The organism is Synechococcus sp. BO 8801 (assembly GCF_002252675.1).
Taxonomy (GTDB): Bacteria; Cyanobacteriota; Cyanobacteriia; order PCC-6307; family Cyanobiaceae; genus Cyanobium.
Genome location: NZ_NQKY01000021.1, coordinates 24,419 through 50,878, shown reverse-complemented (window position 1 = coordinate 50,878; position 26,460 = coordinate 24,419). Strand labels below are relative to the sequence as shown.

The 26,460-nt window shown below is 70.3% G+C and carries 27 protein-coding genes and 1 tRNA gene; 17 read left to right on the top strand and 11 right to left on the bottom strand.

Annotated features, from left to right (window positions below; all coding sequences use genetic code 11):
• The coding region (locus tag CJZ86_RS13515) for a magnesium chelatase domain-containing protein (RefSeq protein WP_143594162.1) at positions 1-554 on the bottom strand (554 nt) is incomplete at its 3' end.
• A gap of 56 nt (positions 555-610) precedes the next feature.
• On the opposite strand from CJZ86_RS13515, the gene CJZ86_RS13510 reads away from it, so the two are divergent.
• The 3 genes from CJZ86_RS13510 (at position 611) to CJZ86_RS13500 (ending at position 3,270) form a co-directional block, all read left to right on the top strand.
• Positions 611-955: a histidine triad nucleotide-binding protein gene (locus tag CJZ86_RS13510; protein ID WP_094586646.1), complete on the top strand. Its 345-nt coding sequence runs from the start codon at positions 611-613 to the stop codon at positions 953-955.
• Between the two features lie 70 nt (positions 956-1,025).
• Entirely contained in the window at positions 1,026-3,047 is a 2,022-nt protein-coding gene (locus tag CJZ86_RS13505) for an ABC transporter ATP-binding protein/permease (protein WP_094586644.1), read from the top strand.
• A gap of 4 nt (positions 3,048-3,051) precedes the next feature.
• The gene (locus tag CJZ86_RS13500; RefSeq protein ID WP_198960150.1) at positions 3,052-3,270 is read left to right on the top strand and encodes a CAB/ELIP/HLIP family chlorophyll-binding protein; all 219 of its coding nucleotides are present in this window, start codon (positions 3,052-3,054) and stop codon (positions 3,268-3,270) included.
• Here CJZ86_RS13500 and CJZ86_RS13495 read toward each other — a convergent pair whose 3' ends face one another.
• The 4 genes from CJZ86_RS13495 to psbX form a co-directional block, all read right to left on the bottom strand.
• Complete coding sequence (locus CJZ86_RS13495) at positions 3,271-3,777, bottom strand: TolB-like translocation protein (protein ID WP_233134025.1); 507 nt, start codon at positions 3,775-3,777, stop codon at positions 3,271-3,273.
• Positions 3,774-4,295 (bottom strand): TolB family protein, encoded by a 522-nt coding sequence (locus CJZ86_RS13490; protein ID WP_094586640.1) that lies wholly within the window; start codon positions 4,293-4,295, stop codon positions 3,774-3,776. The genes CJZ86_RS13495 and CJZ86_RS13490 overlap by 4 nt, the downstream gene beginning before the upstream one ends.
• A 55-nt stretch (positions 4,296-4,350) precedes the next feature.
• A complete protein-coding gene (locus tag CJZ86_RS13485) occupies positions 4,351-5,325 on the bottom strand; it encodes a Ycf66 family protein (RefSeq protein WP_094586639.1) in 975 nt (324 codons plus the stop codon).
• Positions 5,326-5,404: 79 nt separating this feature from the next.
• On the bottom strand, positions 5,405-5,527 hold the full coding sequence (gene psbX, locus CJZ86_RS13480) for a photosystem II reaction center X protein (protein WP_094586637.1): 123 nt from the start codon (positions 5,525-5,527) through the stop codon (positions 5,405-5,407).
• Positions 5,528-5,612: 85 nt separating this feature from the next.
• Here psbX and CJZ86_RS13475 point away from each other — a divergent pair, with 85 nt between their 5' ends.
• Positions 5,613-5,942: a YggT family protein gene (locus CJZ86_RS13475; protein ID WP_094586635.1), complete on the top strand. Its 330-nt coding sequence runs from the start codon at positions 5,613-5,615 to the stop codon at positions 5,940-5,942.
• 31 nt (positions 5,943-5,973) lie between these two features.
• Here the strand turns inward: CJZ86_RS13475 and accC are convergent, their stop codons facing one another.
• Positions 5,974-7,323: an acetyl-CoA carboxylase biotin carboxylase subunit gene (accC, locus tag CJZ86_RS13470; RefSeq protein ID WP_094586633.1), complete on the bottom strand. Its 1,350-nt coding sequence runs from the start codon at positions 7,321-7,323 to the stop codon at positions 5,974-5,976.
• Positions 7,324-7,482: 159 nt separating this feature from the next.
• On the opposite strand from accC, the gene CJZ86_RS13465 reads away from it, so the two are divergent.
• The 3 genes from CJZ86_RS13465 (at position 7,483) to msrB (ending at position 9,359) form a co-directional block, all read left to right on the top strand.
• Positions 7,483-7,564 (top strand) — tRNA-Leu (locus tag CJZ86_RS13465).
• A 41-nt stretch (positions 7,565-7,605) separates the two neighbouring features.
• Positions 7,606-8,904 carry a glycosyltransferase family protein gene (locus tag CJZ86_RS13460; RefSeq protein WP_094586631.1) on the top strand — a complete coding sequence of 433 codons (1,299 nt, stop codon included), beginning with the start codon at positions 7,606-7,608 and terminating at the stop codon, positions 8,902-8,904.
• A 38-nt stretch (positions 8,905-8,942) separates the two neighbouring features.
• Positions 8,943-9,359: a peptide-methionine (R)-S-oxide reductase MsrB gene (msrB, locus tag CJZ86_RS13455; RefSeq protein ID WP_094586629.1), complete on the top strand. Its 417-nt coding sequence runs from the start codon at positions 8,943-8,945 to the stop codon at positions 9,357-9,359.
• Positions 9,360-9,377: 18 nt separating this feature from the next.
• On the opposite strand, the gene CJZ86_RS13450 is transcribed toward msrB, so the two are convergent.
• Positions 9,378-10,484, bottom strand: a complete 1,107-nt coding sequence (locus tag CJZ86_RS13450; RefSeq protein ID WP_502690437.1) for a PRC-barrel domain-containing protein — start codon at positions 10,482-10,484, stop codon at positions 9,378-9,380.
• Positions 10,485-10,648: 164 nt separating this feature from the next.
• On the bottom strand, positions 10,649-14,257 hold the full coding sequence (gene smc / locus CJZ86_RS13445; protein ID WP_094586625.1) for a chromosome segregation protein SMC: 3,609 nt from the start codon (positions 14,255-14,257) through the stop codon (positions 10,649-10,651).
• Positions 14,258-14,357: 100 nt separating this feature from the next.
• Between smc and CJZ86_RS13440 the strand changes: the two genes are divergently transcribed.
• Positions 14,358-14,834 (top strand): glycine zipper domain-containing protein, encoded by a 477-nt coding sequence (locus CJZ86_RS13440; RefSeq protein ID WP_190612223.1) that lies wholly within the window; start codon positions 14,358-14,360, stop codon positions 14,832-14,834.
• The gene (locus tag CJZ86_RS13435; protein ID WP_094586623.1) at positions 14,831-15,196 is read left to right on the top strand and encodes a phage holin family protein; all 366 of its coding nucleotides are present in this window, start codon (positions 14,831-14,833) and stop codon (positions 15,194-15,196) included. The genes CJZ86_RS13440 and CJZ86_RS13435 overlap by 4 nt, the downstream gene beginning before the upstream one ends.
• 12 nt (positions 15,197-15,208) lie before the next feature.
• Here the strand turns inward: CJZ86_RS13435 and CJZ86_RS13430 are convergent, their stop codons facing one another.
• Complete coding sequence (locus tag CJZ86_RS13430) at positions 15,209-17,197, bottom strand: S8 family serine peptidase (RefSeq protein ID WP_094586621.1); 1,989 nt, start codon at positions 17,195-17,197, stop codon at positions 15,209-15,211.
• 115 nt (positions 17,198-17,312) lie between these two features.
• Here CJZ86_RS13430 and CJZ86_RS13425 point away from each other — a divergent pair, with 115 nt between their 5' ends.
• On the top strand, positions 17,313-17,870 hold the full coding sequence (locus CJZ86_RS13425) for a hypothetical protein (RefSeq protein ID WP_233134024.1): 558 nt from the start codon (positions 17,313-17,315) through the stop codon (positions 17,868-17,870).
• A 48-nt stretch (positions 17,871-17,918) separates the two neighbouring features.
• On the opposite strand, the gene CJZ86_RS13420 is transcribed toward CJZ86_RS13425, so the two are convergent.
• Both CJZ86_RS13420 and CJZ86_RS13415 read right to left on the bottom strand, forming a co-directional pair.
• On the bottom strand, positions 17,919-19,565 hold the full coding sequence (locus CJZ86_RS13420) for an alpha-amylase (protein WP_198960149.1): 1,647 nt from the start codon (positions 19,563-19,565) through the stop codon (positions 17,919-17,921).
• Positions 19,566-19,635: 70 nt separating this feature from the next.
• On the bottom strand, positions 19,636-20,811 hold the full coding sequence (locus CJZ86_RS13415; protein ID WP_094586617.1) for a THUMP domain-containing class I SAM-dependent RNA methyltransferase: 1,176 nt from the start codon (positions 20,809-20,811) through the stop codon (positions 19,636-19,638).
• A 1,651-nt stretch (positions 20,812-22,462) separates the two neighbouring features.
• Between CJZ86_RS13415 and CJZ86_RS13405 the strand changes: the two genes are divergently transcribed.
• From CJZ86_RS13405 to CJZ86_RS16830, 7 genes are all read left to right on the top strand, one after another.
• The gene (locus CJZ86_RS13405) at positions 22,463-22,909 is read left to right on the top strand and encodes a hypothetical protein (RefSeq protein ID WP_094586615.1); all 447 of its coding nucleotides are present in this window, start codon (positions 22,463-22,465) and stop codon (positions 22,907-22,909) included.
• Positions 22,906-24,264 (top strand): AAA family ATPase, encoded by a 1,359-nt coding sequence (locus tag CJZ86_RS13400; protein WP_094586613.1) that lies wholly within the window; start codon positions 22,906-22,908, stop codon positions 24,262-24,264. The genes CJZ86_RS13405 and CJZ86_RS13400 overlap by 4 nt, the downstream gene beginning before the upstream one ends.
• A 433-nt stretch (positions 24,265-24,697) precedes the next feature.
• Positions 24,698-24,889: a hypothetical protein gene (locus CJZ86_RS13395; RefSeq protein WP_094586611.1), complete on the top strand. Its 192-nt coding sequence runs from the start codon at positions 24,698-24,700 to the stop codon at positions 24,887-24,889.
• A 2-nt stretch (positions 24,890-24,891) separates the two neighbouring features.
• A complete protein-coding gene (locus CJZ86_RS13390; protein WP_094586610.1) occupies positions 24,892-25,137 on the top strand; it encodes a hypothetical protein in 246 nt (81 codons plus the stop codon).
• A gap of 241 nt (positions 25,138-25,378) precedes the next feature.
• Positions 25,379-25,540 carry a hypothetical protein gene (locus tag CJZ86_RS17025; RefSeq protein WP_233134023.1) on the top strand — a complete coding sequence of 54 codons (162 nt, stop codon included), beginning with the start codon at positions 25,379-25,381 and terminating at the stop codon, positions 25,538-25,540.
• A gap of 29 nt (positions 25,541-25,569) precedes the next feature.
• Positions 25,570-25,857 (top strand): hypothetical protein, encoded by a 288-nt coding sequence (locus tag CJZ86_RS13385; protein ID WP_094586608.1) that lies wholly within the window; start codon positions 25,570-25,572, stop codon positions 25,855-25,857.
• Positions 25,858-25,940: 83 nt separating this feature from the next.
• Positions 25,941-26,309 (top strand): hypothetical protein, encoded by a 369-nt coding sequence (locus CJZ86_RS16830; protein WP_143594160.1) that lies wholly within the window; start codon positions 25,941-25,943, stop codon positions 26,307-26,309.
• Positions 26,310-26,460: the final 151 nt, after the last annotated feature.

The window sequence follows — 26,460 nt, the reverse complement described above, 5'->3', positions numbered from 1 at the left end:
GGTGGCTCCGGCGCGACCGCTGCCACGGGCGCCGCCGCGCAACCAGGATCCCGCAGCAGGGCCACCACCTCCCCCAGATGGTCGGCTCCCCAGACGGGCAGCCCCTCCACCAGGGCGGCCTCGGTGGCATTGGTCGCCGGCACCACCAGGGCCCGGGCCCCGTGTCGGCGCGCCGCCAGGGCCAGGGCCAGCACCCCCCGGATCGGCCGCAGCCGGCCGTCGAGACCCAGCTCCCCCGCACTCCACACCCCCTCCACCTGGGCGGCCGCGAGCTGCTGGCTGGCCACCAGCAGCCCCAGGGCGATGGGCAGATCGAAGCCGGGGCCGGCCTTGGGCAGGTCGGCGGGAGCCAGGTTGACCACCACCCGGGTGAGGGGCACCCGCAGGCCGCCGTTGCGCAGCGCCCCCCGCACCCGCTCCCGCGATTCCTGGGCCGCCGCATCCGCCAGGCCGACCACCCGCAGCCCCGGCAGCCCCGGGGCGATGTCCACCTCCACCGTCACCGGCAGGGCCTCCACGCCCCGCAGGGCCCCGCTGCTGCACCGTGCCAACATCCCTTCGGAGCCCACTGCCCGTTCAGTGCCACCTCCTGACCACTCCGCGGCGTCCCATGGCCAGCAGCGACACCATCTTCGGCCGCATCCTGCGCGGCGAGATTCCCTGCCAGGAGGTCTATGCCGACGACCTCTGCCTCGCCTTCCGGGATGTGAATCCCCAGGCGCCGGTGCACGTGCTGGTGATCCCCCGCGAGCCGATCCCCCAGCTGGGGGAGGCCACCGACGCGCACCAGGCCCTGCTGGGCAACCTGCTGCTGGTGGCGGCCAAGGTGGCCCGGCTGGAGGGACTCGAGAGCTGGCGCACGGTGATCAACAGCGGCGCCGAGGCCGGCCAGACCGTGTTCCACCTGCACCTGCACGTGATCGGCGGCCGCCCGCTGGCCTGGCCGCCGGGCTGATCACCGGCTGCACACCGCGGCCCCGGCCGGGTCGGGCCGGCGGTGAGAATAGCGCGATCCGCCCACGCCCATGACCCCCCTGAAGGCCCTTCGCGAGCAGCTGGGCAAGCTGCAGCGCCTGGCCCAGCCCTACTTCCTGCCCCTCGATGAAGGCGGCGGCGGCAGCGGCCAGTTTCTGCTGCTGGTGGTGGCCCTGCTGGCGGTGGTGGTGGGCTTCACCCTGCTGCTGCTCACCGGGGTGGTGGCCGCGGCCGGGGCCTGGATCCCCGAGCTGCGCAACCGCTTCCTGCCCGGGGTGCCCGAGCAGGTGGCGGCGGTGTGGAAAGGGCCGATCGGCATCGTGATCATGGTGCTGTTCGCCGCCGGCCTGGGCGCCTTCATCAGCCTGCGGGCCAAGCTGCGCCAGGGGCGCTGGCTGCCCTGGCTGCTGCTGGGCATCATCGCCCTGCTGATCCTGGTGATCAACGGCATCAACGTCGGCATCAGCTTCATCGCCCGGAACATCGAGAACGCCCTGGTGGCGTACAAGGCGGAGGAGTTCTGGAAGATCGTCGCGATCTACGCCTTCTGCCTGGTGCTGGCGCTGCCGATCCGTGCCATCCAGAGCTACCTGATTCCCAAGCTGGGCCTGCTGTGGCGGGAGTGGCTCAGCGGCCGCATGCTGGGCCGCTACCTCACCAACCGGGCCTACTACGTTCTCAACCCCAACGATGAAAGCGTTGAGGAGATCGACAACCCGGACCAGCGGATCTCCCAGGATGCGGCCAGCTTCACCGCCACCAGCCTGAGCGTGACGGTGGAGATCATCTCCGCCCTGCTCACCTTCTTCAGCTTCATCATTGTTCTCTGGAGCATCAACCAGACCCTGGCCCTGTGGCTGCTGGCCTATTCGGTGGGCGGCACGGCCCTGATCGTGTTTGCCAGCCGCAAGCTGGTGAACCTCAACTATCAGCAGCTGAAGCTGGAGGCCGATTTCCGCTATGGCCTGGTCCACATTCGCGACAACGCCGAATCGATCGCCTTCTACCGGGGTGAACGCCAGGAGCAGAAGGAGGGGGAACGACGGCTGGACGGGGTGATCGTCAACTACAACCGTCTGATCATCTGGGAGGCGCTGATCAGCGTCATCCAGCGCTCCTACGACTACTTCTCCCGGTTCCTCCCCTGGCTGGTGATCGCGCCGATCTACTTCGCCAAGGAGGTTGATTTCGGCGTCTTCGGCCAGGCCAGCATCGCCTTCTCCCAGGTGCTGTTCTCCGTCAGCTACATTGTCAACAACATCGATCGGCTGGCCGCCTTCTCCGCCTCCATCAGCCGTCTCGAGGGCTTCCAGGGCAAGGTGGAGTCGATCAGTGCCGAGATGGCTGAGTTCGTCGCCGCCGAGCAGGCCTCCGCCGGTGGCGCCATGGGGGCGGGTGCCGGCGCCGTGCGTCCCGAATCGATCCTGGTGAGCCATGTGGATCTGGTGCCGCCGCGCACCAACCGCCTGCTGGTGCAGGACCTCAACCTGGAGGTGACCGCCAACCAGCGGCTGCTGGTGGTGGGCCCGTCGGGCTGCGGCAAGACCTCCTTCCTGCGGCTGGTGAGCGGCCTGTGGCCGCCCGCCGCCGGCAACGTGCAGCGGCCGCCGGTGGGGGAGCTTATGTTCATCCCCCAGAAGCCCTACATGCTGCTGGGCAGCCTGCGGGAGCAGCTCTGCTATCCCCAGCCCACCGACCGCTTCAGCGACGAGCAGCTGCGCCACGTGCTTGAGGAGGTGCGCCTGCCCGAGCTGGTGCACCGCTATCCCGACCTCGACATCAAGCAGGACTGGCCCCGGCTGCTCTCCCTCGGCGAGCAGCAGCGCCTGGCCTTTGCCCGCCTGCTGCTCAACTCGCCCCGGTTCGTGGTGCTCGATGAGGCCACCAGCGCCCTCGACGTGGCCACGGAGAAGGCGCTCTACGAACTGCTGGTGGAGCGGGAGATGGCCTTCGTGAGCGTCGGCCACCGGCCCACCCTCACCGCCTACCACGACACCGTGCTGGAGCTGGATGGCAACGCCGGCTGGCGCCTGCTTCCGGCGGCCGGCTATACCTTTGGCCGCCAGGACTGATCCGATGAGCGACCCTTCCGCCACCCCATCAGCCGACGCATCCCCGGCCGCCGCCATCCCGCCCGCCACCAGCGCCACCACCTCCGAGGTGCCGGCCTTCGGCTGGAGCGGCTACGCCGAGCGGGTCAACGGCCGTTTCGCCATGCTCGGCTTCGTCGCCGTGCTGCTGGTCGAAGCCCTCAGCCACGACACCTTCCTGCACTGGGCGGGCCTGGTGCCCTGATCAGGGCACGGCGATCAGATCCACCTGCCACTGGCCCTGGCGGCTCACCTCCACCGCCAGCTCGCGGCCGTCGGCCCGCAGGGACACCCGCCGGGGCACGCCGGGGGGCTGGAGCGGCACCGGCTGCAGGGCCATCAGGTTGCGGCGGTAGAGCACCAGCTCGGTGCGCCCCTCCAGCTGGCGCACCAGGGCCAGCCGCTCACCGCGACCATCCACCGCCACGCTCAGGGGCTGGGCGTCGGGGCGCTCCAGGCCCGGCAGGGGCACCGGCTGCTGGCGCTGCAGGTCCACCAGCTCCACCCGGTCGCGGCCGCCCCTGCTGACGATCAGGGCCAGCCAGTCGCCGGCGAGGGAGGGGGCCCGGGCGGGGCCGGCCGCCTCGAGGCGCTGGTTCAGCCCCAGCAGGGGCTGGGGGAGGGGGACCATGCAGCCCGCCAGCAGTGGCTGCAGGGCCGCCACGATCGCCACCGCTGCCGCCCTCATCCGGCTGCTGGCCCCCGCCGTCATGGGGCCTCACCAGGGGTGCCCCGCACGGGCAGACCGGCGGGCAGGTCCGGCTCCAGCAGGGCGGTGAGGTCGTACAGCTGCACCCGGGCGCGACCGTCCCCCTCGGTGGCGATGGCAATGCGCCGGCCGTCGGCGGCCAGGCTGAGGCTGTCGGGCGCCAGGCTGCCCGGCAGCGGCAGGCGGTGCAGCCGTCCGGTGGCCCGATCCTCGATGACCACCCGCCGTTGGGGGCCCTCCTGCACCAGCAGGGCCAGATAGCGGCCGTTCCAGCTCAGGGACGGGGAGCGGTGGGGCTGCAGCCGCTGCAGGTGGCGCAGGGGCAGCACCGTGCCGGAGGGTTGCTCCTGCAGCAGCACCGTGTCGCGGCCGTCCCGGCGCACCACGCTGGCCAGCACACGGCCGTTGCCGCTGAGGGCCGGATCCTGGCGATCGGCGCTGCCCCAGCCCACCGGACCAGCGCTGCGGCGGCCCCAGCTCCAGCTGCCGCAGCCAGAGAGCAGCAGGGCCAGGAGCGCCACCCCCAGCAGGGGAAGGCGGGTGCCAGCGGGGCGCCGCCGCCGGCAGCGCGGGGCCTCAGTCGTCGAAACGGGAGCTGTTGTCCCTGGTGCCAGGGGGACGGGCGGGCGGCTCAGTCGCCGGCGGTCGGGTCTCCGGGGCCGCGGGCCGGGGCCGGCCGCTGGCCATCGGCGAGAAGTCGGCATCACTGACGTCATCGGCGGCGCCGCCGCGGGAGCTGGGGCGGATCGGGGTGCCCATCGGGGTTCCCGGGGGGCCGGCGGCCGCGGGGCCGGGCTCACGGCCCATCGGGGCGGTGCCCCGGCGGGTGGAGCGGGGCGCCGCATCGGCCGCCGCCACCGGGCGGGAGCCGCGGCGGGGTTCCGGGGCGCTGTCGCGGTCACGGCGACGGGCGCCGAAATCACTGGTGGCGGAACGGCCCTGGCCAGCGGCGCTGTAGCGGCCGGCGGTGCGGTCCGGGCGGTCGTCGAGGGGGGGACGTTCGGGCCGGCCCGAGGCGCGGTCGCCCCTGGGGTTGTCCCAGGCATCCGGCTCGTCACGACGGCTGGCGGCCCGCTCGGGGATGGCGGCCCGGCTGGGCCGGCGCGGCCGGTAGAAGTCGTCCTCGGGTTCCTCGCGGGAGGGGATGCGGCGCCGAAGCGGTTCGGGCTCATCGAACCGGTCGGGCTCGTCGTCCCAGCTGCGGCCACCGCCGAGGCCACCACGGGGCCGGAAGGGGGCGGCGGGCTCCTCGTCGTCGAAGTAGGAGGAGCGGCGGGCCTGCTCGGTGGTCACCCCCCGCAGCCGCACACTCTCGTAGGCAAAGAAGACCGTGGTGCCGGCCAGCAGGAACTGGCCGAACTGCAGGATCGGATCCAGGCGCCAGCCCTGGAAGAAGAGGATGCCGCCGCAGAGCAGGCCGATGGCGGCGAAGAACACGTCGTAGTCCCGGGCCAGGGCCGGCTTGAAGCTCCTCATGAAGTAGAGGAAGGCTCCACCGACCGCCAGGACGATGCCGACGATGCTGGCCCAGTTGAGGCTGGCGTTGACCACGGCGGTTCACCCGGGCGACGGGCCCCACTCTAAGGACCGCGCCCACCGTGTCATCGGCAGGCGCAGGGGGGCCGTCGGATCAGAGGCGCCGGTCGAGCTGGTCGTTCTGGCTGATCAGCACCAGGGCGATGGAGATGGGGATCACCACGATGACCGCGCCCCAACCGAGGCTGCTGAGGAAGTTGGCGAGGGAAGGGGTCATGGCAGGGGTTCGCTCCGGACAGCTCGGCGGATCCTAGGCAGTGACGGCGGCTTCCTACGATCGGGGTTCCGACGCTTAGAGCTTTGTGACGGCCCCGGCCCTTTCCGCACTGGCGCCCCTGCCCCTGCTGCACCTGGCCCTGGGGCTGGTCCTGGCGGGCTGGACCCTGCTGTTCCTGTTCCGCATCGTCCTCACCTGGTACCCGAGCGTGGACCTCACCAAGGGGGTGATGCGGGTGGTGGGCGCACCCACCGAGCCCGTTCTGGCCCTCACCCGCCGCCTGATCCAGCCCATCGGCGGCGTCGACGTGACCCCGGTGATCTGGGTGGGGCTGATCAGCCTGCTGCGGGAGCTGCTGGTGGGTCAGCAGGGGCTGGTCACCCTCGCTTTGCTGCGCAGCCAGTCAGTCGGCTGAGCTGGGGTCAGGAGGCTGAGCTGGGGCCCGCTCAGCGGTTCAGCATCTCCTCTTCGACGAACTTGGTCCAGACCTCACCGCGCTGGAACTCCTTGCGATCCAGCAGGGCGAGGTGGAACTCGATGGTGGTGGGAATCCCCGTCACGGCACATTCCGACAGGGCCCGGCGCATGCGTCGGATCGCATGGTCCCGGTCGGTCCCCCAGACGATCAGCTTGCCGATCAGGGAGTCGTAGAAGGGGGGGATCTCGTAGCCCGTATAGACGTGGCTGTCGATGCGCACCCCCGGTCCGCCGGGGGGCAGCCAGCCGGTGATCTTGCCCGGGGCCGGCCGGAAGTTGTGGCGCGGATCCTCGGCGTTGATGCGGCACTCGATGGCGTGGCCGGTGATGTGGATCTCGTCCTGGCGAACGGAGATCGGCTCGCCGCCGGCGATGCGCAGCTGCTCGGCGATCAGGTCGATGCCCGTCACCATCTCGGTGACGGGATGCTCCACCTGGATGCGGGTGTTCATCTCCATGAAGTAGAAGGCGCCGCTGCGGTCCACCAGGAACTCGACCGTGCCGGCGCCCTCGTAGCCGATGCTGCGGGCCGCCGCCACCGCCGCCTCGCCCATGCGGCGGCGCAGGTCGGGATCGAGGCCCGGGCTGGGGGCCTCCTCCAGCAGCTTCTGGTGGCGGCGCTGGATCGAGCAGTCGCGCTCCCCCAGGTGCACCACGTTGCCGTGGCGGTCGGCCAGCACCTGCACCTCCACGTGCCGGGGCCGGTCGATGAATTTCTCCATGTAGAGGCCCGGGTTGCCGAAGGCGGCCTCCGCCTCCCCCTGGGCGGCCCGGAACAGGCCCTCGAGCTGGCTGGCCTCGGGCACCAGGCGCATGCCCCGGCCGCCACCGCCGGCGGTGGCCTTGATCATCACCGGGTAGCCCATGGCCGCGGCGAGGCTGGCGGCTTCGGCGGGATCCTCCAGCAGCCCCTCGCTGCCGGGGATCGTGGGGACACCCACCCGCTGCATGGTGATCTTGGCCGTCGACTTGTCGCCCATGGCCAGGATCGAGGCCGGTGAGGGGCCCACGAAGATGAGGCCGTGGTCGAGGCACTTCTCGGCGAAGTCGGCGTTCTCCGCCAGGAAGCCGTAGCCGGGGTGGATGGCGTCGGCGCCGCGGGAGGTGGCGGCCGCCAGGATGTTGGGAACGTTGAGGTAGCTGCGGCTGCTGGGGGCCTCCCCCACGCAGACGGCCTCATCGGCCAGCTGCACGTGCAGGGCGTTCTTGTCCACCGTGCTGTAGACGGCCACCGTGGCGATGCCGAGCTCCCGGCAGCTGCGCAGGATGCGGAGGGCGATTTCGCCGCGGTTGGCGATCAGCAGCTTGCCGATGGGCATCCGTGCAGGTCCGGGCGAAGGGGCTGGCGGGGGTGCGGCCGTGCCGGGGCGGACTGTATCAGTGCTCACCGGCACCACCCCTGCCTAGGGGTCGCCGGGGGTGGGGAAGCCTGTGCGTATATTGCTCAGTCGGTGAAGGCCCCGGCCCGATCCGACCACGCGGATGTGGTGGAATTGGTAGACACGCACGTTTGAGGGGCGTGTGGCTTCGGCCTTGCGAGTTCAAGTCTCGCCATCCGCATTTTTCTTCTCCAGCCCCGTCCCCCGGAACCTGCGGTTCTCTTGACCCAGCCGTCGCCGGTCTCCGCTCCAGCCGCCGCGAGCGCGATCGTGCTGGTCAGCAACGGCCCCGGCGAGCTGAGCACCTGGGTGCGCCCGCTGGCCGAGCAGCTCCATCAGCTGCAGCCCCTGCGGCCCCGCGATCCCGGCGCCCCTTGCAGCCTGCGGCTGGTGCTGGTCCCGTGCCCCAACGCCACCGGGGCGGAGCATCGGGTGGCCGAGGGCTGGGGCCTGTTCGAGCGGGTGCTGCCGGCCTCCCGGTTCTGGTGGATGCTGCTGCGGCCCCGGCGCCACGGCCCCTGGCCCGAGCGGGGCGTGGTGGTGTTCCTCGGCGGCGACCAGTTCTGGACCGTGCTGCTGTCGGCCCGTCTGGGCTACCGCCACCTCACCTATGCCGAGTGGGTGGCCCGCTGGCCCCGCTGGAACGACCGCATCGCCGTGATGGGGCCCACCGCGGCCGGCCGCCTGGCCCCCCGCTGGCGGCAGCGGGCCACGGTGGTGGGAGACCTGATGGCCGATCTCTCGACCCTGGCCCGCCAGGACGATCCACTCCCGCCCGGCGACTGGGTGGCCCTGCTGCCCGGCTCGAAGCGGGCCAAGCTGCTGGTGGGGGTGCCCTTCCTGCTCGAGACCGCCGACCGGCTGGCGGCCCTGCGGCCCGGCTGCCGCTTCCTGCTGCCGGTGGCCCCCACCACCTCGGTGCGGGAACTGCTGGCCTACGGCGGCCCCTCCAACCCGCTGAACCGCCACCAGGGAGCCGGTGAGCCCCAGCTCCAGGGCGACGAGATCGTCACGGCGGCCGGCACCCGCATCCTGCTGCTGGAGCGCCATCCCGCCCATGCCGCCCTGAGTCAGTGCGCCTTGGCGCTCACCACGGTGGGGGCCAACACGGCCGAGCTGGGCGCCCTGGCGGTGCCGATGATCGTGCTGGTGCCCACCCAGCACCTGGCGGTGATGCAGGCCTGGGACGGCTGGATGGGGCTGGTGGCCAGGCTGCCCCTGCTGCGGCGTCTGGTGGGAGTGGCCCTCACGGCCTGGCGGATGCGCCACCGCGGCTTCCTGGCCTGGCCCAACATCTCCGCCGGCCGCGCCGTGGTGCCGGAGCGGGTGGGGCCGATCGAACCGGCCCAGATCGCCGCCGAGGCCGCCGACTGGCTGGACCATCCCGAGCGCCTGGCGGCCATGGCCGACGACCTGCGCAGCCTGCGGGGCCAGCCGGGCGCCGTGGCGGCGGTGGCGGCCATGGTGCGGGGCCTGCTGCCGCCGCCGGAGCGCTCCGGTGTGCCTGTGCGATCTGGATAGGATTCAGCTCACCATGGCCCCATGCGGGGCTCGCCACCATGCAGCCGAGCGATTCCACCACCTCAGCCAGCACTGTCCCCGCCGATGCCGACTGGCGCTCCAAGCTGACGCCCGAGCAGTACAGGGTGGCCCGCGAGGGGGGCACCGAGCGGGCCTTCACCGGCGCCTACTGGAACAACAAGGCCACCGGTATGTATCACTGCGTCTGCTGCGGCAGCGAGCTGTTCAGTTCCGCCAGCAAGTTCGATTCCGGCACCGGCTGGCCCAGCTTCTGGCAGGGGGTGAGTGATGGAGCGATCACCACCCACACCGACCGCTCCCACGGCATGGAGCGCACCGAGATCCGCTGCGCCACCTGCGACGCCCACCTCGGCCACGTCTTCAACGACGGGCCCAACCCCACCGGCCTGCGCTACTGCGTCAACTCGGCGTCGCTGCAGTTCAGCGAGGGCTGAGGCGGGGCGGCTGCCCTTTCACCAGGGGTCGTCGAGGATCTCGGGCTCCACATCCACCGGCTCCTTGGCGCGGGGGGCCTCCCGGGGTGGTGCTTCTTCGGGGGGGGCGTAGGGGTCCCGCTGGGGCTCCCGTCCCCGGGGGGGCTCAGGACGATCCCGCTCCGGCTCGTAACCGCGCTCGGGCCGGTAGCGCTCCTCGGGGTAGCGGTCTTCTTTGTAGCGATCTTCGCTGTAGCGCTCTTCGGGATAGCGCTCCTCGCCGTAGCGCTGGGGTGGGATGCGGTCGGGGGTGCGGTCAGGAACGCGGTCGTCGTAGCGGTCCGGCGCCATCCGCTCGCCCTCGCGCCCGTAGGCCTCGGCCGGGCGGGCTTCGGGGCGCTGGCGCGGTTCCGGCAGGTCGTCGTCGAGGTAGCGGCGCTGGCGCAGGGGCTCCCGCTCGCGCCGCTCCTCCAGTTCCACGTACTCCAGTTCCTCGGCGGGCTGGAAGCTGCGGCTGGCGGCCGGCTGGATCCGGCGCTGCTCCTGGACCGTGGGCTGGCCCGCGGGCAGCTGGTTCTCGGCGGGAACGGCCCCGGTGCGGAACCGGTCCCGCTCCTCCTGCTCCCAGCTGGCGCCGCCGATGCCCAGCTTCTCCAGCAGGCCGGTGCCGAGCTGCTTGAGCTTCTCCTCGGCCCCCTCGTAGACGATGATCCGGTCCGGCCCGCTGCTGACCACCTCCCCCACCGGCATCTCCCAGGTGCTGAGCACCCCTTCCCCCAGCAGGGGAACGCCGAGGGCACCGATCACCAGGGTGGTGAGTTCGCCGGTCTCGATGTCGAAGCTGAAGCCGAGCACGCGGCCGAGCTGTTCGCCGGACTCGGTGATCACCTGGCAGTTGATGACCTTGCTGTAGCGCTCGGGGTTGAACCCCTCGGCCAGGGAGTCGGCTGAATCCACCAGGATCACGTCACCCACCTGGCGGATGCGGTCCAGCGGCATCCAGCGGGGCAGGCCCGGCAGGAAACGGGTGAGGGGGTTGTCCCGCAGGCCGAGGGCGATCACCTCACGCCGGTCGATGTCGACCACCACCTCGCCGACGACGCCCAGGCGGCGGCCGGTGTCCCGGGTGATGACCTGGGTGCCCATCAGTTCGGAGCGCAGCCAGAGGCGGTCGCTGGGGGCGGCGGGCTCGGTGGAGGGGGGAATCGGGGAGGTCAAATCCGGAGATCGGGGCTGGACGGCAGGGGGAACGGGAGCGACTTCACGGCCTGGAACAGCCTGGTCGGCCCATTGTGGCCCACGCGGTCGGCTCAGGCCGCCGGCGGCAAACCGACCACCTGGGTATGGGAGCCGCGGGCCTGGGTGACGCCGATGGTGCGGGTGGCCGCGGCGATCATCGGCCGGCGGTGACTGACGACCATGAACTGGGCCTGGTGCGCCTGGGCGGCGATCAGGGCCGCCAGCCGCTCGACGTTCACCCCGTCCAGGAAGCTGTCGACTTCGTCGAGGGCATAAAAGGGCGAGGGACGGAAGCGCTGCAGGGCGAACAGGAAGCTGAGGGCGGTCAGGGATTTCTCACCACCCGACATCGAGGCCAGCCGCCGCACCGCCTTGCCCTTGGGGTGGGCCACCAGGGTCAGGCCGCCCTCCAGGGGCTGCTCGGGGTTCTCCAGCTGCAGGTGGCCCTCGCCGTCGGAGAGGCCGGCGAAGATCGTCTGGAAATGGCCGTCGACGGCCCGGAACGCCTCCATGAAGGCCTCCTGGCGCAGGGTGGCCACGGTCTCGATCCGCAGCAGCAGCTCCTCCCGCTCCTTGCTGAGCACCTCCAGGCGGTCGTCCAGGTCGGCCAGCCGCTGCTCCAGCTGCTCCAGCTCCTCGAGGGCGAGCATATTGACCGGCTCGAGCGCCTCCATGCGCTGCTGCAGGCTGCGCAGACTCTGCTGCAGCGCCTCCAGGCCGGCCTCGCGCACCTCCTCGGGCAGCCCGGGGCGTGGGTCGGGCAGCTCCCGTTCCATCTGGGCCAGCCGCAGGCCGTGGCTGCGCTGCTCTTCGGCCAGGGCCAGCCGCTCCTCCTGGCGCCGCTGCAGCTCCCACTGGCGCTGCTGCAGGGCCTGGCGCCGGCCGGCCAGGTGGGCTTCGGCCCCGTCGCGGGCGCGGCGCCGTTCGCCGAAGCGGGTCTGCAGCTCGCTCTGCTGGCGCTCCAGCAGGGTGCGGCGCTCCTGCTCCGCCTGGTGGCGTTCTTTCCAGAGCTGGCGCTCGGCCACCAGGGCCTGCACCGCCTCCACCAGCCGCCGTTCCTCCCCGGCGAGGGCCTCCAGCTGGCTGCCCAGCCGCTCCGCCCCCAGGGCCCGGTCACGCCGTTCCGCCTCCAGGTCGTCCCGCTGGCGCCGGGCCTCCACCAGGGCCCGGTCGGCCCGCTCCAGCTCACCCTGGAGCCCCTGCCAGCGGGCACTGTCGTCGTTGCCGCTGGCGGCGCGCTCGGCCTCCTCCAGTTCCGCCAGGGCCTGGCGCAGGGGCGGCAGGGTCTGCTCGAGTACCCCCATCCGGCCGCGGTCGGCCTGGTGGGCCTCCTGCAGCTGCCGCCGCCGGCCGGCCACCTGGTCGCGGCGCTGCTGCCGCGGGGCCAGGGTGCGCTCGGCGGCGCTGCGCTCGGCCTGGAGGGCGGCCTGGCGCTGCTGCAGCTCCAGCAGGCCCGGCCGGACCTCCTCCAGGCTCCGGCCCAGCTCGGCTTCACGGCGGCGGCAGGCCAGCAGGCTCTCCCCCAGCTCCAGCAGCCGCTGCCGCAGCGGCTCGGCCTCATCGCCGTCGCCGCTGCGGCCGAAGCCCAGCTGGCCCGAGCGCTGCTGCAGGCTGCCGCCGGTCATGGCGCCGCTCTTCTCCAGCAGTTCCCCCTCCAGCGTCACGGCCCGGCAGCGGCCCAGTTCCCGGCGGGCGTCGGCGAGGGTGGCGAACACCAGCGTGTCACCGAAGACGTAGCGGAACACGTCGGCGTAGACGGGCTCGTGGCGGATCAGATCCACCGCCCGCCCCACCAGGCCTCCGGCCCCGCCACTGCCGCCGGCGCTGCCCCGCTGCAGGGCCGCCCCCCCCGAGCCACCACTGCCACCGCGGATGCGGTTGAGGGGCAGGAAGGTGAGGCGGCCGGCGCGGCGGCTCTTGAGCAGCTCGATCGCCCGGGCGGCGATGCGGTCGTCCTCCACCACCACCTGGGCCAGGCGCCCCCCCGCCGCCACCTCCAGGGCCACCCGCAGCCGCTCCTCCACCTCGCCCAGCTGGGCCACCGAGCCGTGGATCCCCTCCAGCCCCGCCTCCAGCAGCAGGCGCAGGGCGCCGGTGCCGCGGCTCTCCTGCAGGGTCTCGCGGCGGCTGTCGAGGCGGGCGATGTCCCGCTCCAGGCTGGTCTGCTCCTGCTCCAGCCGCACGCGGGTGCGCTGCTGCAGCGCCACGGCCTCGGCCAGCTCCCGGGCCTGCTCCTGGCGTTCCTCCAGGGCGGCCCGCAGGCTGCGCTCCTGCTCCGCCAGGGCCGCCAGGGCGGCGGCGGCCTCCCCATGGGCCGCGTCCTCCTGGAGCTCCTCACCGCCCAGCTCCTCGAGCCGTTCACCCGCCTGCCGCAGCCGTTCCTCCAGCTGCTGGCGTTCGGCCAGCAGGGGGGCGAGCCGCTCCTGCAGCTCCTGGCGCCGGCGGCTGCGCTCCTGCTGCTCCTCCAGCCAGCTGCCGGAACGTCCGGCCACCTCCCCGAGGCGACGCCGGGAGAGCTCCACCGCCGCTTCGGCGTCGCGGCAGAGGGCCTCGGCGCGGTCGATGGCGCCGTCGTCGGCCCGCTCACCGAGGGCCTGCTGCTGCCGGCGCAGCTCCGCCTGGTTCTGCTGCAGCTGCTGGCGGCGGCGCTGCAGCTCCTCGGCCTGCTGGCCATGGAGCTCCGCCTGGCGGGCCAGCTCACGGCCACTGGTTTCCAGACCGGCCAGTTCGGCCTGCACCGCCAGCAGCTGGTCTTCGCCCAGGGTCTTCACCTCCGCCTGCAGCTGCTCGAGGGCGGCGGCGGCGGCGACCACCTCGGCTTCGCCGGCGACGATCGCCTCCCGCTCCTGCTCCTGCTGGCGGTCGAGGCTTTCCAGGCGACCGGCCAGGGCCAGGCCGTGGGTGCGGGCCTCCTCCCAGGCCAGCACCTGCTCGTGCAGGCGCCCCTGGTGCAGGCGCTCCCGCAGCTCCTGGTAGGTGCGCGCCTTGGCGCAGTCGCGTTCGAGCTTCTGGCGGGCCGCCAGCAGTTCCTGCTCGACGATGCGGCAGCGCTCCTGCCGTTCGACCACCTCGTCGAGCTTGCCCCGGCTCTGCTCGATGCGGGAGTCGAACAGGGCCACGCCGGCCAGCTCATCGATGATGCCGCGCCGGTCGCGGGCGCTCATCGAGACGATGCGGGTGACGTCGCCCTGCATGACGACGTTGCTGCCCTCCGGGTCGACCCGCAGGCGCCGCAGCTGGGTCTGCAGCTGCTGCAGGTTGCAGGGCACCCCATCGGCGCTGAAGCTGCTGCTGTAGGTGCCGCCGGGGGCCACCCGCAGCCGCCGGGTGACGCTCCACTCCCGCTGGCCCCGCTGCAGCCAGGGGCCCTGTTCGGGGACGTCCAGGCCGTCCTCTGCGCTGTCCGGCTGCCAGTCGCCCAGGTCGAAGCGCACGGTGACGCTGGTCTCGGCGGCCTTCCCCTCCCGCAGCACGGCGCTGTTGATCAGGTCGGGGAGCCGCTCGGCCCGCATCCCGCGGCTGGTGGCCAGGCCGAGGCAGAAGAGCACCGCGTCAAGGATGTTGCTCTTGCCGGAGCCGTTCGGGCCCGTCACCACCGTGAAGCCCTCCTCCAGCGGGATGGTCATCGACCCGCCGAAGGACTTGAAGTGGGTGAGCTCGACCTGATTGATGTGAACCAACAGGCCCGTGCGCCGAGCAGGCCGAATTTAACCGAGGTGCTGACGATCACAAGCCCTTCTTCCTACGGTGATGCCGTGCAGCCGTCGCACGGAGCGCCCCATGGAAACGGACACCACCCCTGTCGAGTCCCCGGCGGCCCCCGCCCCGGGCCCGGCGCCCGCCGGCAGCGGCGAGGCCCAGCAGGCGCAGAACCTGTTCCGCGAACGCTTCGAGAGCCTGCTGCCCAGCATCCAGAAGGAGTGGCCTGAGGTGGCTCGCCACACCCTGGAGGCCACCCGGGGCAGCTTCGACCACGTGGTGGAGGTGATCAGCCGCCAGAGCGGGCTCACCACCGCCGGCGTCAAGCAGCAACTGCTCGATCTGGTCAACGTCACCGGTGAGCAGGCGGGCCACGTGGTGGATTCGCTGCGGCCCCTGGAGGAGCAGCTGGAGCACCTGCTCGACGAGCTCAACACCACCCTGCGGCCCCGGATCGAGAAGCCGGTGCGGGAGCGGCCCCTGATGGCCCTCGGCATCGCCGCCGGCGTGGGGCTGCTGGTGGGGCTGTTGCTGTCGTCGGGTCGGCGTTCGGCATGACGGGTCCGAACTTCAGCCGGGTCACGGCCCTGATCAGCTCGGTGATGGACCTGCACGTCCGCATCGCCCTGCAGGAGGCCGATAAGGAAAAGCGGCGCCTGGTGGGCGGCGGGGTGATGCTGGGCATGGGCCTCACCCTGATGACCCTGGCCCTGGTGGCGGCCGAGCTGGTGCTGCTGCTCTGGATCCGCGAGGCCTTCAGCCTCAGCTGGCTGCAGGCCGCAGCTGCCGTAGCCGCCATCGACCTGGTGCTGGCCGGGATCAGCCTGCGGATCGGCGGCCAGATGCTCAAGGGCCCCTACCTGCCGGAGACCACCGCCGGCCTGATGCGCACCACCCGGGCGATCACCGGCAAGTTCTGAGGCCTGCCAGGTTCAGAAGCCCATCTCCAGCCGCAGGCTGCGCAGGGTGCCCCGGTCGGCCCGGGCTGTGTCGGACACCTCCAGGGTCCAGGTGCCGCTGGGGTCCTTGCCCTTCATGGCCGCCAGGGCGGGGGCATTCACCGCGTCGTAGGTGACCTTGAGGTTGTCGGTGCCGCCGCCGGAGCGGTCGTGCAGCAGCACGGGGGCGGCCCCCAGGGCGGCGGGCGGCAGCAGCCGCACCACCAGATCGCCGATGTAGGTATGGTCGAGATCCACCGCCACCCGGATCGACTGCAGCGGGCCCGGGGCGGCCACCGGCAGGGTGAGGGTGGCGGTCTGGAAGTCGTTGATCGGCACGTCCTGCACCGCCTGGAACACCAGGGCCGCCGCCGGCTGGGGCGGGCGGGCCAGCTCCACCGCCCGGCGGGCGCTCACCCGCCCGTAGCCGTAGAAGGGGCTGCGGCCGCTGGCGTCGTAGTTGCCGCCGGTGGGGTCGATGCGCACGCAGGCCTGCCGCAGGATCTCCCGCACCTGGTCCCAGCGCAGGGCCGGATTGCGGGCCAGCACCAGGGCGGCCACCCCGGCCACGCCGGGGCAGGCGCTGGAGGTGCCGCCGAAGGAGTTGGTGTAGTGGCCCGTCTGGTCCCCCTTCTGGGGACTGCCCTGGTTGTAGCCCGCCACCCCGGAGCGGTCGGTGGTCCAGATGCCGGGGGTGAGGGAGGGGCGGCCGTCGCTGCTGGGGAAGCTGCACCACACGGCCCGGCCGAAGTCGCTGTAGGCGCTGCGCTTCGAGAGGTCGTTGCAGGCCGCCACGGCGATCACCTTGCCGTAGCTGGCATAGCCGTCGTTGTCGACGCTCTCGTTGCCGTTGCCGGCCGCGAACAGGACCACGCAGCCCTTGCCGCCGCGGCCCTGGGTGGTGGCGAAGTCGATCGCCAGCCGGGTGGAATCCGGCAGGGGCACCACCTGGCGGTGGGCCGGGTCGTTCGGGTCCCACCAGGCCCCGTCCGGCGGGCCCCAGCTGCAGGAGATCACATCGGCGCCATTGCGGGCCGCCCACACGAAGGCGTCGGCCTCCGCCTGGGAGCCCAGGCCGGAGGCCAGCCGGATCGGGATCAGCCGGGCGCCGGGGGCGACGCCTGTGGCGCCGAACTGGCCGTTGGCGCAGGCCACCCCGGCACAGGCGGTGCCGTGGTCGTCGCCGCGGCCGGGGCGGGGGTCGCCGCTCTGGCGGGTCACATCCCGCGGGGCGACGATCTTGCCGGAGGAGCGGAACTCCTCGTGGTCGAGGTCGAAGCCGTCGTCCACCACGGCGATGATCGCCCCGCTGCCGTCGCTGAGGGCCCAGGCCGCCTCCACCTCGGCGTGGGCATCAACGAGCCGGCCGTTGACGGCGGTGGCTTTCAGATGCCACTCGGGCGGGAAGGCCTGGCGGCGCTGGCGGCTGGGGCTCACCAGTTCCGGATGGCACAGGGCGACGCTCTCCTCGCCCAGCAGGGTTTCGGCGATTGCGAACACCGCCAGCCCGCTGTTGCCTGGAGCGGCCACGAAATAGGCGTTGCGGGCATAGCTGAGGCCACGTTTGATGGCGAGGCCCAGGCGTTGCAGCACACCCTCGCAGGCCTCGAGCTCGGCGTCGTCGTCGAACTTGACGAAGAGGTTCTCCGTGTAGACCACGGGCCGGCCCTGGCCATCCACCAGAACGCGGCCGGCGAAGTCGATGCCGGGCTCCGCCTTGAGCAGGCTGCGGGCGGCATCGCGCAGGGCCCCATCGGCCTGGAGGGCCCGGGTACTCAACAATTCGACCCCCGCTTCGCGGAAGCGCGTCAGGCACTCGAACTGGGCGAGGATCAGGTGCGCCTCGGCGCTGACCGGCGCCACTTCGAAGGGCCGCTCCGGCATCACCGCCTGGCGGTTGAGGGTGCGGACGACGAGGTGATTGTCGCTGACATCGAGGGCGTAGGGGGCCGCATCTTTGCCGCCGTAGCGAACCTGAACCATCGCGGTGTCATCGCTGCGGCGATCACTCTCCGCGCATCAGCTGGCGAATTCAAGCCGGCGGAACAGGACGTGATCAGCCGTCACAGGCCTGGGGATTCTTCACCCTTCTTCAGAGGTGAGACCCTCTGGCGCTGCTGTGTGGCTGGATAGCGTGGAGGAGCAGCGGAGCGGCCGCCAGGTGACCATGGGCCCCGCGACGTCCTTCGACGATTTCCCCCGGCAGATCCTCGTCGGCGCGGAGCGGCCGGTGGCTTTCGAGCAGAAGCCCGGCTGGTACGCCCTGCACGGAGAACCCCTGCCCACCACCGAAGGGCTGCTGACGTTTGAGCCGGAAGCCATCGCCGTGCTGCCCGGAGTCCCCGCCGGCCCCCTGGCCGCGGGCCAGTCCCTCAGCCCGGTCTATGCCCAGCCCGGCACAGGTGCCCTGGCCGTGCCCACCGGCCAGTTGTTCATCCGCTTCCGGCCCGGGGAGTCGGCGCTGGCCCACCGCGCCGCCCTGGAGCAGGCGGGCTGCCGCATCGCCGCCGCCGCCGACCATGCCCCCGAGGCCGCCTGGCTGCGGGCCCGCAGTGGCCGCGTGGCCGATGCCCTGGGGTGTGTGGCGCGGCTGCGGCAGCTGGAGGGGGTCGCGAGCGTCGAGCCCCAGCTGCTGATGGGGCGAGCGTTGCGGTAGCCGCCGGGCCCCCCCCAGCCCGCCCTGGGTAGGCCAGACCCCCCGGGGTCAGAGGGTGACCCCCATCTCCGCCAGCGCCGCCTCCTCCACCCACACCGACACCGAGCCCCCCGGGCAGTGCCATTCCGCCCAGCCGTCGCCGTTGGTGGTGATCGGTGCCTGGATGTGCCCGGTCAGGTCGCGGAAAGTGGTGTGGCGCTTGCCCACCTCCATCCACTTGTGGCCGGCGGGCCCGTCGCTCATCAGCACCGCCATGGCCCCCGGGTGCCCCGGGGTGCCCAGGCGCGTCCAGCCGATCGTGTTGACGTGGTCGAGATAGTCGTACTGGGGGCCATAGGCGCAGTGGCTGCGGGCCAGCAGAAAGCGGTCGATCAGGTAGCGGTGGCTGGGCAGGACGATCCGGTACTCCTGGCCGTCCTTCCTGTCGGTGTACTCGGCGCCGTAGTAATCGGCACCGAAGATGCAGGGATAGCCCTGGTCACGCAGCAGGATCACGGCGTAGGCGAGGGGTTTGAACCAGGCCTCCACCACCGACTCCAGGGCCTGCAGCGGCTGGGTGTCGTGGTTGTCCACCAGGGTCACCGCCAGCAGGGGCAGCTGCTGCATCAGGGTGCCGTCGAGCAGCCGGCGCATGTCGTACTGGCCCCCGCTGCGGCTGGCCTGGTGGAAGTTCATGTGCAGCGGCGCATCGAACAGGCTCATGTGGCCGCCGGTGTTGGCCGCATACCAGTGGAGGCTCTCGATGTTGTAGGTCCAGTACTCGCCCACCACGAACAGATCACGCTGGGCGTGGCTCTCCAGCTCGCTGATCCAGTCGAGGAAGAAATCGCTGGCGATGTGCTTGATCGCATCCAGCCGGAAGCCGTCCGCCCCCACGTGGTCGAGGCTCCAGCGGCCCCAGTGCTTGAGCTCACCGCGCACCTCCGGATGGTTCACGTTGAGGTCGCTGCCCATCAGGTAGTCGTAGTTGCCCTTCTCCAGATCGACGTTGCCCTCGAAGCCGGCGCCCTGGGTGCGCCAGACGGCCCGGAATCCCGGATCGAGCGTGTTGTGATCCACCGCGTCGAAGTGGTGCCAGTGCCACTGCATGGATGAGTAATTGTTGCCGCGGCCATCGAAACGGAAACGGGTCCAGGCGCTGATCGTGCGTTCCTCCCCCAGGGGCCGGTTGCGGTCGCCGGGGTCGTAGGGGGTGGCGCGGTACTGCTCCTGTTCGTCGGCGTTCAGCTTGTGGTTGAACACCACATCGGCGTACACCTGCATCCCGGCGGCGTGGCAGGCCTCGATGGCCTCCAGGTACTCCTGCTTGGTGCCGTACTTGGTGCGCACCGTGCCCTTCTGGTCGAATTCGCCCAGGTCGAACAGGTCGTAGGTGCCGTAGCCCACGTCCCACACGCTTCCCCCCTTGCCCGCCGGCGGCAGCCACAAGGCGGTGATGCCCGCCCTGGCCAGGGCCGGTGCCTCCTGGCGCAGCCGCCGCCAGTGGCCGCCGTCGCCGTCGCTGTACCAGTGGAACCACTGCATCAGCGTGCCGTTGAACTCCGTCGGTGCCGCCAGCTTGCGGGCGCTGATCTCCGGTTCGTGGCAGGCCAGCCACTCCCTTACCAGGGCCATCGTGGCCTGGCCGGTGTCGAGGGCCGGGTCCTTCTCCACGGCCAGCACGTCCTGCTTGAGGGCTTCAAAGAGTGAGGCCATGGCTCTGGCGGTGGCGGAGGCAGGACCCACCGCTAGCAGCGCTGCTGAGGCAACGGGGCCCGCGTGCGCTTCAGCGGATGTCGTAGCGCAGCCAGCGGCAGTCGATGCCGCCGTTGCTCACCGGCACCCGGCGGCTGGCCTTCATCCGCAGGGCCCCCGTGAGGGCGGGGTTGCCGCTCAGCAGCCACAGGGTCCAGCCGCCGCAGCGCTCCTTCACCATCCGACCCAGATCGCCGTAGAGCGCCTCCAGGTCGTCGTCCGCACCGAGCCGGTCGCCGTAGGGGGGGTTGCACACCAGCACCCCGGGGGTTTCCGGGGGGCGGAAATCGCGGCAGTCCCCCTCCTGCAGCTCGACCCAGTCGGCCACACCGGCCGCCGCCGCGTTGCTGCGGGCCATGGCCAGCACGGCCGGATCCCGCTCCATGCCCACCACGGCCGCCAGGGGCGCCCCATCGGGGAGGCTGTTGCGGGCCAGGTCCTGGGCGGCGGCCCGCTCCCGCTGCCAGAGGGCGGCATCGAAATCGGGCCAGCGCTCCAGGCTGAAGCGGCGCTCCAGGCCGGGGGCACGGCCGAGGGCGTGGCAGGCGGCCTCGATCAGCAAGGTGCCTGAGCCGCAGAAGGGATCGGCCAGGGGCACCGTCCCGTCCCAGCCGGTGTGGGCGATCAGGCCGGCGGCCAGGTTCTCCTTGAGGGGGGCCAGGCCCATGGCGGCCCGGTAGCCGCGCCGGTGCAGGCTGGCGCCGCCGCCATCGAGGCTCAGCACCGCCTCGGGGCCGCTGCCGCCGGGCCGGCCGGGGCTGAGGTGCAGGTGCAGCACCAGGTCGGGATCGTCCAGGTCCACCGAGGAGCGCGACCCCCACACCTGGCGCTGGCGGTCGACCAGGGCGTTCTTGACCTGCAGGGCGCTGTAGTGGCTGTGGGTGAGGCCGGGCACGCTGCCACTGGCCTCCACCCGGAAGCTCAGCTGGGGCGGTAGCCAGCGCTCCCAGTCGGCGGCGTGCTGCACGCCGCCGTACAGCTCCTCGCGGCCGCGGCAGGGGAAGCGGGCCAGCTGGCGCAGGAAGCGGAACGGCAGCCGGGCCTGCAGGTGCAGGCGGTAGAAGGTGGCCGCATCGGCCCGCAGGCCCACGGCGCGCCGCAGGGGGCGCACCTCATGGGCGCCCAGGGCCGTCAGTTCCGCCGCCGCCGGCTCCTCCAGCCCCGGGGGAACCACGGCGATGACGTCGAAAGAGGAGGGGCTGGCCATCGCCCCATGCTGCTGGCTGGCGGTCCCCTTGTACGGGGATGCCCACCGCCTGCGGCCGCGGCTGCGCTGGCGGGGAGGTGGCAGGATGAACAAGCTCGTCTTCGGACGAACTAGGTGGTCCACACCAGTGTCTCGGACAGCGGTTCGATTCCGCTCAGCTCCATTCCCCCGACCCACCGCCCCCCCGGCGGTGCGTCATCCCGGGGCTGCAATGGTTTCGACGGGGCATGAGGAGGGTGACTGAAGCCTGCTCGGTAAGAGCGAACCCGTAACAGCGAACAACATCGTTCGTTTCTCCCGTCAAGCCGCCCCCGTGGCTGCCTGACACTCTTAACGGAGACGGGGTGAGGTCAGCCTTGTCACCCAAATGACCCATGGGCCCTGGAAGGGGCCTTTTCAATGGCCCAGCCGGCGGTCTTGGTCGTCTCACAGCATCTTGTTTTGGGCGTTGTGTGCAAATCGTGTGCAAGTGGTCCCTTGGGCCCCGATCTTCTCTTGGGAGGAGTGCTGTCAATGCAGATTCCTGAGGAACACGGGGCAAGCATCCGCCGGGGGCTGCGGCGGGCGGCCGCACGTGGTGTGTCCCTTGGCGGTCTTCGGCCTGCACGTGAAGAGGAAAACCAGAAGTCTCACCATCAAGCAGTCACGAAGGCGCTCATTTACCGAGAGGTGCTTGAGCAGGGGGAGGGCAAGAGTCTTGCTGCACTGAGTCAAGACCTCTTCGCAGCAGGTTGTCGAACGTCTTCTGGGAAGCGCTTAACGCCTGAGATGGTCAGACGGATGAGGGGCAGACTCCAGGAAGCAAAGCTGACCCCTGTTGAAGAATGTCTAGATGCTGGATTCCTTGGCTGGGATCCTCCAGATGCCTTACGGAGGGCAATCCGGGGCAGAAATCGAGATGAATTCCTCTGGTACGTAAAGATGGTCCGCAAGGAGCTTGGAGACTCCACCGCCGAGCGGCTGATGCAGCGCTTCCTTCTCTCGAAGCATGCTTCGTGGGTGCGTGGCGTTTTGGCCAGTCCCTGAAGCTGCAGGCTTTCTCAGCCACAACACTGTCCCCAGGAACGCTAAAAAGTTCCTCGTGAGACTTCGTGATGCGCCCATGCCCCGAGCCGTGGCTCGATACCGCCGAAATGGCGGGTCGTCTCGGCGTTCACCCCAAGACCCTTCTTCGTCTTCGAGCTGCCCCGTTCAATCCCTTTCTCGAAGGAACTCACTACCGAAGGGGCGGTCTGACAACCCGTGCACCTTTCCAGTGGCATGGTGATCGTTGTGAAGCAGCCTTCACGGATTTCAACCGGGTGGACCCCGCTTCCGTTGAAGCATTCAGCCGGGAGGAGCTCTCCAAGGCCGCAGGGGGGCTGCGCTGATGGCGGCTTCTCCAAGTGGCGGCTGGATCGTTAGCAGTCGCCAAAGCGCGTGCGCGGTCTGCGGCCGCACACATGACACCTCATGCAGGGTCACCCCTAGCGGCCTGGTTCTGTGCTGGAGAGGAAGCACCTACGCCCCTCCTACCTGGGCATGTCGCAAAGGTGAGCACGGACCTGGCGCAGATGGCCAGGAATGGGCCTTTCTCGGCGATGCAGATGGCTGGGGGCAGTTCCGGCTGCATGAACAACACCAGCATCTTCCACGGTCGCAACGCCTCAGAGTGCAGCGCTCGCAGGCTGAGATCGTCGCCGGGAAGATCCCGGTGCTGATGCCGCTGATTGAGCAGGCGCTGGCGGTACCGCCGTTTGATCACCTGCGTGATGACGAGTTCCCGGAGGTGCATCAGCTTATCCAGCTGGCGCTGAAGGAGGCCGCAGGGATGTTGCCCCAGCTGGCGGCCATGGCGAAAGGGCACGCGGCGCTGGAGCAGTTCCAGGTGTGGTTGCTGGGGAAGCACCGTGAGCTGGCGTATCAGGCGGCCGACGCCGACCGCTGGGCAACGTCATGGGGATACCGGTTGAGCGTTTATTCGTCCGGGTCACCTCAGTTGCCAGAGGGCGAGCCCGACCCGCCACCCCCAGACATGGGGCCATACGAACCGCAGGATTTGATCGTGCTGGCGCTGTATGAGCTTGACCTGCCCCGAACGGCGGAGGCACGGCCATGACCGTCTGGGACCCAGAACTGGCCAGGTTGGCGGTGGAGGAGGCACAACAACTGGCGACGGTGCATGCCTTGCCGTCAGCGCAAGACTTGGCACCCATCGACCAGTGGGAAGCGGTCATCCGATCCATGCTCGACCCGGCGCACCCGAGTCACGAAAGAAACAGCATCCGACGGCAGATCAAGGCCGCCACGCTGGCCGGGGAGCTTGGACTCCGTGTATCCCCATCGCAGACGCGACAGCGGATCCTTCAGATCCAACGCGCCATGGTGATGGGTGACGCGGAGAAGGGCACCGCCGGGGGGGAGAAGGCGCGGATCACGGAGAAGCAGTGGCTCGTGGATGGCCTGATCGCTAAGGGATGCCTGACCGGCATCGCGGCGTACAACAAGGTGGGCAAGACCAAGCTCGCTGCCCGCCTCGCTGCAGACCTGATCTTTGGCCGCCCGCTGATGGGGCGCTTTCCTGTGGCCCCAGGGCCCCATCGCATCCTGTTGTGGTGGGTAGACCAGCCCGCTGCTGATTCAGCCGCCTATCTGCGCTCCGTGGGCCTGATGGAGCCTGATGGGACGCTGCACCCGCAGATTGTCCGCCTCTACACGGAGGAGGACGACTTGGCTTGGGACGACGCTGGGGCGGACCTCCTGCTGGAGCACGCGGCAGCGGAACCGGGGCTGGTCCTGATCACGGATTCGTTCTTCCACTCGATCCAGCGGATCTACGGGAGCGATCAGGAACCGGAGGCCGGCGGTGCCCTCATCGACGTGCAGACCCTGCTGGCGCCCTATGGCGTCACGCACGTATGCCTGTTCCACTCGCCGAAGGACACCGGGCCTATCGGCATCCAGGCCATCCGTGGCCATGGCTCTGCTGGCGGCGCCGTGTCTGCCTGCATCTCCCTGCACTTCATGGAGAAGCGGTGTCCGATGAAGAAGGTCTGGATCGCCGACAAAGAGAACCCCCACCGCCGGATGGTGGTTGAGGGGCGGGCGCCCTTCCAGGATCTGCTGATCCGTGGGGACTTCGAGCGGGGCACCTTCGAGGTGGTCGGGGAGTACCAGAAGGCCATAGCGGAGCTGCTGGCGGATGAGCGGCAGGCAGAAACGGTCCAGGCGCTGACGGAGCAACAGCGGCAGGTGCTTGAAGCAATCGGTGCGATCGCTGATCCGAAGGGGGCCGCCGTCCGCCAGATCGCCCTGATCGTGTACAACACGGACGCCCCCACCAAGCCGCAGGTGGAGCTGATCCGTAAGCAGTGCTGGGCGATGGTGAGGAAGGGCCTGTTGAAGCAAGGGAAGGCGTACGGCACGACCGTCTACACCATCCGCCCTGGTGCGCTTACAGGGGCAGATGGCTGAAAAGTGGTTGAACTGGTTGGAGCGCAGTTGCTACAAGGGTTCTCCCGGTTGGAGTAGGCGGTTGGTGACGGTTGGAACCCCAACTACGCCAACCATCGCCAACCACTTTCAGCAACCACCAGATCCATTCCAGTGCAGGGGATCCAACCAGATCAACCGTTTATGGAGAGTCTCCTCCTGATACCCGCGAGGAGATCGGCTTGGCCAAGTGCCTGCCGCCAACCTGCGCAGAACACAGATGATCCGCCGCTGGTGTGCCAGTCGCCCCAGCTGCAGCCACGATCCGGGCGTCTCATCCCCGCCGAAATCGGCCCGTTTCCCGTCTCATCGTGTGATTCGTGTCCAAGATCAGGCCCCTGAAGCTCTGTCCTTGTTGAGACTCGCCCCCAGGTGTGCCAGTCGCCGGAAGGCTGGGCCAGAACCTCCCAAGCCGATGACCGTCGCCGATCAGTACGAAATGAGCCCTGATGGCCTGCGCCGCCTGCACCAGGCGATCGAGCGCGACGGCCTCATGGCCGTGGGCCTCGCCTGCGGTCACCCGCCTGCGATGGCGCAGCGGGCAAGCGCCCATCGCTTCGCTGAGCTCAAGCGCAAGTTGGGCATCGATGACCCCGCTGCCCTCTGACCATGGCCCCCCCCAAGAAGGCATCGCCGACCGTCGCCGCCTTCACGGTGCATCTCCCCCTTGAAGCGGCCGGCGAGCTGGTGAGCTACTGCCAGCGGCACGACGTTCCCGTGGAGCACTACATCCGCTCCACCATCCTCCGGCGCCTGGAGGCTGTCGGCCGCATCGAAGGCCTGTGGCCCGCGTATCCCTCGCGTGACCGCCAGCGGCCTGGAAGGCGGGGCAATCTCACGCCGGGGGTGTATTGACCGTGGCCTCCAAACGTCGCCCCAAACGGGCCCGGAAGGCGGGGACAGCGGCTCCTCGACCGCTGCGCATCCCTCGGGATGTGACCACAAAGGAGGGGCGCGTGATCGTGGCGAAGTGGAAGCGCAGGGGCAATCCGAAGGGGTGATGCATCGCGTCTGCCGAACGTCGGACGAACGGAACACTTAGCTGGCTGCAGCTCCTCCCTTGCTTCCCACTGCCCCACCCATTCCTGGGATGCCCATGAAGCAGGTGGCCGTGCGCCTGCCGTCCCCTCTGATCGAGAAGATCGACGCCATCGCCGTGCACCATTGCTGCAGACCGTCTGCCGCCATGCGCCACATCTTGCAGATCGGCGCCGATGCCCTGATCGATCAGATCGCCCCATCCCCTCGCCGGTTCTAATCCGGCCATCCTCCCTCCCCTTCATCACCATGACTGAGAAGAAGTACCGCCCCGGCCAGCGCGCTGATAGATACGGCATGGGCCTGCCCGTTGATCGGGATCTGACCCCACAGGAAATGGGTGAGTTGCCTACCAGCGCCCTGTTGTCGTACGCATTTTCCAGCGAGTTCAACGAAGCCAAGCGCGAGCGCGAGCGCCAGGCCGCCATGCAGCAGCAGCAGCCGGCCCCACGGGCCTTCACCCCTCAGGAGATAGCCCGTATGCCGCTGAGCGATCTGCTGACCCTGCGCGACACTCACCAGGGGGGTCAGGGGTGACGGCAGCCAGCGGCAACCTTGAGGGGGGGAGGGACAGACCGACTCAGGCCCTGCGCCTCTCCCGTGCGCAGGAGATCGCAACCATGCTGATCAGCGGAAAGACCCGCCAGCAGGTGCTTCGGTTTGCTTCGGATAACTGGGGGATGCCGGTTAGATCATGCGATCGGCTCATCGCTGACGCCCGCCAGATCATCATCGATGACTGGCAGATTGATAGGCAGCAACTTCTATCCCAGCTGCTTTCTGCGTTGTCCGTGCTTCAGCTCAGAGCACTGCACGATGGCAACCTCGCCGTTTGCTTGGGCGCCATCAACGCGCAGGCCAGGCTTTGCGGTCTGTTTGATCCCCCACCTCCTCAGCCAGTGCGGTTCCAGACCGTCAACGTGACCCCGCCTGCAGCATCGCCACCTAGCGGGAGCTGGGTACGCGGTCTTCCCCACGGTGAGGACTGACCGGCTCCGGCAGAATAGGGTGGGCGAGGTTCAGAAACGTCATGGTGCGGGGGGCGTAGTGCACCCCCCGTTTTTTGTGTCTGTTGCCGTTGCCAATCCTTAGCGGTGTTTGTTGTACTTTAGGACCGCTGATTGTTGACGAACAGGCTAT

Coding starts and splice junctions, on each gene's coding strand:
- CJZ86_RS13510 (WP_094586646.1), top strand. CDS start 611: ATGGCCAGCAGCGACACCATCTTCGGCCGCATCCTGCGCGGCGAGATT.
- CJZ86_RS13505 (WP_094586644.1), top strand. CDS start 1,026: ATGACCCCCCTGAAGGCCCTTCGCGAGCAGCTGGGCAAGCTGCAGCGC.
- CJZ86_RS13500 (WP_198960150.1), top strand. CDS start 3,052: ATGAGCGACCCTTCCGCCACCCCATCAGCCGACGCATCCCCGGCCGCC.
- CJZ86_RS13495 (WP_233134025.1), bottom strand. CDS start 3,777: ATGACGGCGGGGGCCAGCAGCCGGATGAGGGCGGCAGCGGTGGCGATC.
- psbX (WP_094586637.1), bottom strand. CDS start 5,527: ATGACCCCTTCCCTCGCCAACTTCCTCAGCAGCCTCGGTTGGGGCGCG.
- accC (WP_094586633.1), bottom strand. CDS start 7,323: ATGCCCATCGGCAAGCTGCTGATCGCCAACCGCGGCGAAATCGCCCTC.
- msrB (WP_094586629.1), top strand. CDS start 8,943: ATGCAGCCGAGCGATTCCACCACCTCAGCCAGCACTGTCCCCGCCGAT.
- CJZ86_RS13450 (WP_502690437.1), bottom strand. CDS start 10,484: ATGGGCACCCAGGTCATCACCCGGGACACCGGCCGCCGCCTGGGCGTC.
- CJZ86_RS13440 (WP_190612223.1), top strand. CDS start 14,358: ATGGAAACGGACACCACCCCTGTCGAGTCCCCGGCGGCCCCCGCCCCG.
- CJZ86_RS13435 (WP_094586623.1), top strand. CDS start 14,831: ATGACGGGTCCGAACTTCAGCCGGGTCACGGCCCTGATCAGCTCGGTG.
- CJZ86_RS13430 (WP_094586621.1), bottom strand. CDS start 17,197: ATGGTTCAGGTTCGCTACGGCGGCAAAGATGCGGCCCCCTACGCCCTC.
- CJZ86_RS13420 (WP_198960149.1), bottom strand. CDS start 19,565: ATGGCCTCACTCTTTGAAGCCCTCAAGCAGGACGTGCTGGCCGTGGAG.
- CJZ86_RS13415 (WP_094586617.1), bottom strand. CDS start 20,811: ATGGCCAGCCCCTCCTCTTTCGACGTCATCGCCGTGGTTCCCCCGGGG.
- CJZ86_RS13400 (WP_094586613.1), top strand. CDS start 22,906: ATGACCGTCTGGGACCCAGAACTGGCCAGGTTGGCGGTGGAGGAGGCA.
- CJZ86_RS13395 (WP_094586611.1), top strand. CDS start 24,698: ATGACCGTCGCCGATCAGTACGAAATGAGCCCTGATGGCCTGCGCCGC.
- CJZ86_RS13390 (WP_094586610.1), top strand. CDS start 24,892: ATGGCCCCCCCCAAGAAGGCATCGCCGACCGTCGCCGCCTTCACGGTG.
- CJZ86_RS17025 (WP_233134023.1), top strand. CDS start 25,379: ATGAAGCAGGTGGCCGTGCGCCTGCCGTCCCCTCTGATCGAGAAGATC.
- CJZ86_RS13385 (WP_094586608.1), top strand. CDS start 25,570: ATGACTGAGAAGAAGTACCGCCCCGGCCAGCGCGCTGATAGATACGGC.
- CJZ86_RS16830 (WP_143594160.1), top strand. CDS start 25,941: ATGCTGATCAGCGGAAAGACCCGCCAGCAGGTGCTTCGGTTTGCTTCG.